The organism is Streptomyces sp. NPDC006208, from assembly GCF_040613775.1.
Lineage (GTDB): Bacteria > Actinomycetota > Actinomycetes > Streptomycetales > Streptomycetaceae > Streptomyces.
In genome coordinates this window covers 1-6651 of record NZ_JBEXSW010000103.1, presented here as the reverse complement: position 1 = coordinate 6651, position 6651 = coordinate 1, and the positions used below count along the sequence as shown (strand labels likewise).

The 6651-nt window shown below is 69.8% G+C and carries 7 protein-coding genes; 1 reads left to right on the top strand and 6 read right to left on the bottom strand.

Annotated features, from left to right (window positions below):
• Positions 1 to 80: 80 nt before the first annotated feature.
• From ABZ208_RS38630 to ABZ208_RS38605, 6 genes are all read right to left on the bottom strand, one after another.
• Positions 81 to 746 (bottom strand): DUF305 domain-containing protein, encoded by a 666-nt coding sequence (locus ABZ208_RS38630; protein WP_356914125.1) that lies wholly within the window; start codon positions 744 to 746, stop codon positions 81 to 83.
• 5 nt (positions 747 to 751) lie between these two features.
• A complete protein-coding gene (locus ABZ208_RS38625) occupies positions 752 to 1396 on the bottom strand; it encodes a DUF3105 domain-containing protein (protein WP_356914124.1) in 645 nt (214 codons plus the stop codon).
• A gap of 101 nt (positions 1397 to 1497) precedes the next feature.
• Complete coding sequence (locus ABZ208_RS38620; RefSeq protein ID WP_356914123.1) at positions 1498 to 1878, bottom strand: hypothetical protein; 381 nt, start codon at positions 1876 to 1878, stop codon at positions 1498 to 1500.
• Positions 1879 to 2006: 128 nt separating this feature from the next.
• Positions 2007 to 4181, bottom strand: a complete 2175-nt coding sequence (locus tag ABZ208_RS38615; RefSeq protein ID WP_356914122.1) for an MMPL family transporter — start codon at positions 4179 to 4181, stop codon at positions 2007 to 2009.
• 182 nt (positions 4182 to 4363) lie between these two features.
• Positions 4364 to 4618 carry a hypothetical protein gene (locus ABZ208_RS38610; RefSeq protein WP_328401363.1) on the bottom strand — a complete coding sequence of 85 codons (255 nt, stop codon included), beginning with the start codon at positions 4616 to 4618 and terminating at the stop codon, positions 4364 to 4366.
• Positions 4615 to 4983: a winged helix-turn-helix domain-containing protein gene (locus ABZ208_RS38605; protein ID WP_356914121.1), complete on the bottom strand. Its 369-nt coding sequence runs from the start codon at positions 4981 to 4983 to the stop codon at positions 4615 to 4617. The genes ABZ208_RS38610 and ABZ208_RS38605 overlap by 4 nt, the downstream gene beginning before the upstream one ends.
• A 236-nt stretch (positions 4984 to 5219) precedes the next feature.
• Here ABZ208_RS38605 and ABZ208_RS38600 point away from each other — a divergent pair, with 236 nt between their 5' ends.
• The gene (locus ABZ208_RS38600; protein ID WP_328401367.1) at positions 5220 to 6581 is read left to right on the top strand and encodes a glutamine synthetase family protein; all 1362 of its coding nucleotides are present in this window, start codon (positions 5220 to 5222) and stop codon (positions 6579 to 6581) included.
• Positions 6582 to 6651 lie beyond the last annotated feature (70 nt).

Below are 6651 nucleotides of genomic sequence, written 5' to 3'. Positions count from 1 at the left end.
CCGTAAAGGGCCGGGCCCCGCGCGGGCGGGGCGGGGGCGCCCGGGGCGGGCCCGGGAAGGTCACGAAGGGGCGGCGCGCCTCAGGTCAGCACCTCGGCGCCGCGCTGGCGCAGCATGTCGACCATGAGCTCCACCTCCGAGCGCTGGGCGTCCACCATGTCCTGAGCGAGTCTGCGCTCGGTGTCCACGGTGCACAGCTTCGCGCACTCCTCGGCCATGGCAGCGCCGCCGTTGTGGTGGTTGATCATGAGCTGGAGGTAGAAGACCTCGGCCTGCTTGCCGTTCAGCCCGCCCAGCCGCTCGAGGTCGGCCTTGGTCGCCATGCCCGGCATCAGCGGACCGTCCTCGGCCTGCTGGGTGCCGTGGCCGCCGTGACCGCCGTGCCCGGACGTGCCGTTCTCCTTCATCCAGGCCATCGGCGCCTCGTCGGCGGCGACCTTCGGCAGACCCCACAGGTCCAGCCAGCCCAGCATCATGCCGCGCTGGTTCGCCTGGGTGTTGGCGATGTCGTACGCGAGCCTGCGCACCTGTTCGTTGCGTGTGCGGTCCCGGACGATGAAGGACATCTCCACGGCCTGCTGATGATGGACCGACATGTCCCGGGCGAAGCCGGCGTTCGCCGAGTCCGCCGTCGGGGTACGGGCTGCCGCCGGGTCGCCGCTGCCCGCAGTGGCGACCGTGGCAGCCCCGGCGAACAGCAGGGCCAGCACGACGGCCGTGATGGCGGCCCAGTGCGTGCGCGTCATACCCATCACCCGCTCAGCCCGCCCGTGCACGCCGCGCCCTTCTCCGGCGTCTGGGGGCCGTTCACGTACTTGGTGAAGAACTGTCCCACCCGCGGGTCGTCGGCCGAGTCCACGGTCACCTGCTTGCCCCAGGCGCTGAGCATGATCGCGCCCTTCTGGTCCTTGTACGGGCTCATGAGCGAGTACGGCGTGCTCTTGACCCGGTCGCCGAGCTTGTCCAGATCGGCCTTGGACACCTTGTCGGTGTACGTCACCCAGACGGCGCCGTGCTCCAGCGAGTGGACGGCGTTCATGTCGGGGACGGCCTCCTTGTAGACGTCCCCGTTGCAGTTCATCCACACCTCGTTGTGGTCGCCGCCGACCGGAGGCTTCATCGGGTACTTCACCTGGGTCTTGACGTGCTTGTTGGTCAGCTTCTTCGCGTCCCAGGACTGCTCGTCCTCGATGGGCGCCTTGGCCGCCGCGACCTCCTGCTCCTTCTCCTCCGACTTCTTGTTGAGGACGAAGGCGCCGAAGCCGACAAGGCCGGCCACGACGAGGGCGCTGACACTGATGGTGATGATGCGGTTGCGTCGCTCGTGGGCCTGCTCGGCACGGCGCATCTGCTCTATTCGGGCCCGGCGGTCGTTGGTCGTCTGACGAGAAGCCATGGTGAACATCGTCCTTCGTGAGGTCTGCGAGAAGTCGCGGAGATCTGCGTTCGGGATGCGCGCGCAGGCGCGCGCGAGCGTGCGGGCGGTGGTGCCTTACGTCACGTCCGCAGCACCTGAAGGACGTGCAGGTCGGGAGCGCGTGCGGGCGCCTGGGAGCGGTCCGGACGGCCGGCCGCCTGCGGCTCGCCGGGGTAGCGGGGCTCGACGCCCGCCTCGAGCGGGGCATCCAGCGGCGGCGCGGTGAGCACGGCGGGGCTCAGCACCGGAAGGAGACCGCAGGCACCGTCGTCGTACGGACAGGTGTACGCGGTCACGGGTGCGGCCGCTGCACCGCGTTCGGCGGTGGCGGTGGGGTGGTGCGGACCCGGATCGGCCTGGCCCAGGCAGATGAAGAGCGCACCGAGCAGCGTCGCCACGGCGCTCAGCAGAGCCGTGGGACGCTCGGTGCGATCGAGGCGGCTGGTCCGCGAACCCCCCATGGCGGCCGATCGTAGTAGGCGCGCGCGCCGTGTACGCCATGTGGGGCTGGAATGCGCGGTGCGAACAAGCCATGGACCCGCCGCGACGAGGCGACGGGTCTGCGGAGGCGCGGTGGCGCGTCGGGAGGTCAGACCCGCTCGGGCGCGCGCTCCTGCTCTGGCTCCTGCTCTGGCTCCGGGTCTTGCTCCGGTGTCTCGCGCTGTTCCGGCCCGGCGGCCCGGAACAGCCGTCCCGGCCACCAGAACCAGCGGCCCAGGTCGAGGGCGAGCGCCGGCACCAGCACCGTCCGCACCAGGAAGGTGTCGAGCAGGACTCCGATACCGACGATCACGCCCATCTGCGCCATGGTCACCAGCGGCAGCCCCGCGAAGACCGCGAAGGTCGCGGCGAGTACGACGCCCGCGCTGGTGATGACGCCGCCGGTGGTCGTCAGGCCCTCCAGCACACCGCGCGCATGACCGAGCCGGACGGACTCCTCCCTGACCCGGTGCATCAGGAAGATGTTGTAGTCGATACCGAGGGCCACGAGGAAGACGAAGCCCATCAGCGGGATCGACCAGTCCACACCGGCGTAGCCGAGGACGTGCTCGAACAGGAGGTTGGAGGCGCCCAGCGCCGCGAAGTAGGAGATCACGACGGTGGCAAGCAGCAGCACCGGGGCGACGATCGCCCGCAGCAGCCACACCAGCACCAGCAGGACCACCACCAGCACCACCGGGATGACGGTCCGCAGATCACGGTCCGCGGCCCGCTGGGTGTCCAGCGTCTGCGCGGTCGTACCGCCCACCAGGGCCTTTGCCCCGTCGACCGTACGGACCTCGGAGCGCAGCACATCGATCGTGTCCTTGGCGGCCTGGCTGTCCGGGGCGTCCTCGAGCACGACCGAGAGGGTGGCGAGTCTGCCGTCCGGAGTGCGTTCCCCGTCCTCGACCCTGGCCACGCCCGAGACCTCCGAAACCGCCGCCTCGACCGCGCCCGCGCGGCCGGCGTCCGTCACGATCGTCGCGGGGTCGGAGGCACCCGAGGGGTAGTGGGCCGAGATCCGCTCCTGGGCCACGACCGACTCGGGCTTGTCCTGGAACATCTCGGACTGCTGCAGACCCATGTCGATGCCGAGGGCGCTCACCGCGAGCACACCGGTGGCGGCGACGGACATCAGCCAGGACCAGCGCGGGCGCCGGGCGACGGCCGTGCCGATACGGGACCAGACGGTGACGGACCTGCGGGCCGGGGCCGCGGCGCCGGCTCCCGGCGTCCGCGTGACGTGCGGCACGAAGGGCCAGAAGACCCAGCGGCCCGCGATCACCAGCAGCGCCGGCAGGATCGTGATCATTGCCAGGAAGCCGCAGACCACACCGACCGCGCCGACCAGACCCATGGAGCGCGAGGAGTTGATGTCGGCGAGGGAGAGGCAGGCGAGGCCTACGGCGACGGTGCCGGCCGAGGCGAGGATCGCGGGACCCGAGCGGTGCAGCGCGAGCCTCATCGCCGTGTGCCGGTCCTTGTGGCGGTGCAGCTCCTCGCGGTAGCGGGCTATCAGCAGCAGGGCGTAGTCGGTGCCGACGCCGAAGACGAGCACCATCAGGATGCCCGCGCTCTGCGGATCGACCGGCAGCCCGGCGTACTTGGCCAGCAGATAGGTGCCGACCTGGGTGAGAACGGCGGCGAAGCCGACGGACAGCAGCGGGAACAGCCACAGGACAGGGCTGCGGTAGGTGATCAGCAACAGGACGGCCACCACGATGCCGGTGGCGATCATCAGGGTGGAGTCGAGCGAGTCGAAGACCGCGATCTGGTCGATCAGCGAGCCTGCCGGTCCACCGACCTCGACATCGAGGCCGGGTGGGGCGTTGGCCCCGGCGACCGTGCGGATCTCCTCGACCTTGTCGCTGATCCCGTCCTCGGAGGAGAGCGGGACCACCACCATCAGGGCCTTGCCGTCGTCGGACGGCAGCACCCGGGAGACCTGCTCGCCGTCGGCGGCGTACCGGGCGAAGGCCGCCCGGTCCGCCTCGGCCTTGGCCCGTTCGGCCGCGCCGATCGTCGCACCAGGACCGGCGGCGCTGTACACCGTGACGGCAGGCATCACCGCGTCCCTACGGAACTTCTCCAGCTCCGTGTTGACCTGCGCGGACTCGGCGCCGCGCGGCAGGAAGGCGTTCGGGCCGGACTCCTCGACCTCACCCAGTTTGCCCGCGAGCGGGCCGAGCGCGGCGGCGAGGATCAGCCAGCCGACGAGGACGAACCATTTGGTGCGACTGCCGCCCGGCGCACCGGCCAGGCGCTTGAGCAGCGCTTTCATGAGTAATCTCCTGTGTGTGGAGTTCGGGGCGCACGGGACCCGCACCGCGGCGTGACGGTGTGAAGACCTGCCGCGGTGAAGGGGTGGCCGTGCCTGGGATCTGTTCTCCATGGGTACGGCCGGGAGTTGCAGCTCCTGGCCGTACCGCTCTTGTGCGAGCCGTGTCGTCTACGAGCCGGGCATCACTCGACCTCGCGCATCATCTTCTCCATCGAGGTCAGCGAGAGCCGGGCCTGTGTCAGCTCGTCGAGGGTGCGCCTGTGCAGTTCGGTGCTGTCGTCGAGCAACCGCGCGTACTTGTCCGCCAGTTGGCGGTACTGCTCGTCACGGGCGGCCAGCGCGCGAGCCCGCCAGGTCGCGGCGACCTGCCAGACGATGACGATGAGGAGGAGAAAGAGCCCGCCGGCTCCGACCGCTCCCACCAGATTCGCGTTCATGTGGCCGTCTCCTTCATCGCGTCCTTCTCTTCCTCGGGGAGCGTGCGGGCCGCCGCCGCGACGGCCTCGGGTGTGAGCGCGTAGCAGAACGGCGTGAGCTCGAAGAACTTCATCGCCTTGCCGCCCTCGGACAGCTCCAGCTCCCCGATGACCAGCCCCGCCGCCTCCAGCCGCTGCAGATGCATATGGAGCAGCGGCCGGCCGATGCCCAGCTCACGGGCGAGCCGGCTGACGTAGTTACGGCCGCCCAGCAGCGCCGCGACGATCCGCATCCGGTGCGGGTTGCCGAGGGCGGTGAGCACCTTCAGCAATGCCTCGCCGTCGAGCCCGTCCCCGTGCTGCCCGCCGGCCGGGAACTCGCCCATCGCGGCCCCCTTCGTCGGTATCCGTGAGTCAAGGCTGACGCACCCCGCTGACGTGTGTCAAAGAAAGCTGACACATGTCGGGGTGGAGTGAGGGACCCCTCAGGGTCGTCTCGGGGTGTGCCCTGACCCACAATGGCCTCAGCCGCGGTGCGCAACGCGCCGGAAACCCGCAGATGGCATGCTCGAGGGCAGGCAGGCAGGCAGGGCGGCGGCGTGACCGGCAAGGATGGGTGGAAATGGATAAGCAGCAGGAATTCGTGCTCCGCACACTCGAGGAGCGCGACATCCGGTTCGTGCGCCTGTGGTTCACCGACGTACTCGGTTTCCTGAAGTCGGTCGCGGTCGCACCTGCCGAACTCGAGCAGGCCTTCGACGAGGGCATCGGTTTCGACGGCTCGGCGATCGAGGGCTTCGCCCGGGTCTACGAGTCCGACATGATCGCCAAGCCGGACCCGGGCACCTTCCAGATCCTGCCCTGGCGGGCCGAGGCGCCGGGCACGGCCCGGATGTTCTGCGACATCCTGATGCCCGACGGCTCCCCGTCCTTCGCGGACCCGCGCTTCGTGCTGAAGCGGATCCTGGCCAAGACCTCCGACCTGGGCTTCACCTTCTACACGCACCCGGAGATCGAGTTCTTCCTGCTGAAGGACAAGCCGGTCGACGGCAGCCGGCCCACCCCGGCGGACAGCTCGGGCTACTTCGACCACACCCCGCAGAACGTCGGCATGGACTTCCGCCGCCAGGCGATCACCATGCTCGAGTCCATGGGGATCTCGGTGGAGTTCAGCCACCACGAGGGCGCGCCGGGCCAGCAGGAGATCGACCTGCGGTACGCGGACGCGCTGTCCACGGCCGACAACATCATGACGTTCCGCCTGGTCATGAAGCAGGTCGCGCTGGAGCAGGGCGTGCAGGCCACCTTCATGCCGAAGCCGTTCAGCGAGTACCCCGGCTCCGGCATGCACACCCACCTCTCCCTCTTCGAGGGCGACCGCAACGCGTTCTACGAGTCGGGCTCCGAGTACCAGCTCTCCAAGGTCGGCCGCTCCTTCATCGCCGGCCTGCTCAAGCACGCCGCCGAGATCTCGGCCGTCACGAATCAGTGGGTCAACTCCTACAAGCGCATCTGGGGCGGCTCGACCCGCAGCGCGGGCGCGGGCGGCGAAGCCCCCTCGTACATCTGCTGGGGCCACAACAACCGCTCCGCACTGATCCGCGTCCCCATGTACAAGCCGGGCAAGACGGGCTCGTCCCGCATCGAGGTCCGCTCCCTCGACTCGGGCGCCAACCCCTACCTCGCGTACGCGGTCCTGCTCGCGGCGGGCCTCAAGGGCGTGGAGGAGGGCTACGAACTCCCGGCCGGTGCCGACGACGACGTGTGGGCGCTGTCCGACGCGGAACGGCGCGCGATGGGCATCACGCCGTTGCCGCAGAACCTGGGCGAGGCGATCGACCTGATGGAGCGCAGCGAGCTCGTCGCGGAGACGCTGGGCGAGCACGTCTTCGACTTCTTCCTGCGCAACAAGAAGCAGGAGTGGGAGGAGTACCGCTCCGAGGTCACCGCCTTCGAGCTGAGGAAGAGCCTGCCGGTGCTGTAAGCGCAGGGCGGGTAGAGCCCCGAAACGCCGATCCGGGCCAGAGACGATCAGTCTCCGGCCCGGATCGGGG

What these genes read in the sequence shown, in the direction of transcription:
- ABZ208_RS38630 (WP_356914125.1), bottom strand. Translation starts at nt 746, where the DNA reads ATGACGCGCACGCACTGGGCCGCCATCACGGCCGTCGTGCTGGCCCTG.
- ABZ208_RS38625 (WP_356914124.1), bottom strand. Translation starts at nt 1,396, where the DNA reads ATGGCTTCTCGTCAGACGACCAACGACCGCCGGGCCCGAATAGAGCAG.
- ABZ208_RS38620 (WP_356914123.1), bottom strand. Translation starts at nt 1,878, where the DNA reads ATGGGGGGTTCGCGGACCAGCCGCCTCGATCGCACCGAGCGTCCCACG.
- ABZ208_RS38615 (WP_356914122.1), bottom strand. Translation starts at nt 4,181, where the DNA reads ATGAAAGCGCTGCTCAAGCGCCTGGCCGGTGCGCCGGGCGGCAGTCGC.
- ABZ208_RS38610 (WP_328401363.1), bottom strand. Translation starts at nt 4,618, where the DNA reads ATGAACGCGAATCTGGTGGGAGCGGTCGGAGCCGGCGGGCTCTTTCTC.
- ABZ208_RS38605 (WP_356914121.1), bottom strand. Translation starts at nt 4,983, where the DNA reads ATGGGCGAGTTCCCGGCCGGCGGGCAGCACGGGGACGGGCTCGACGGC.
- ABZ208_RS38600 (WP_328401367.1), top strand. Translation starts at nt 5,220, where the DNA reads ATGGATAAGCAGCAGGAATTCGTGCTCCGCACACTCGAGGAGCGCGAC.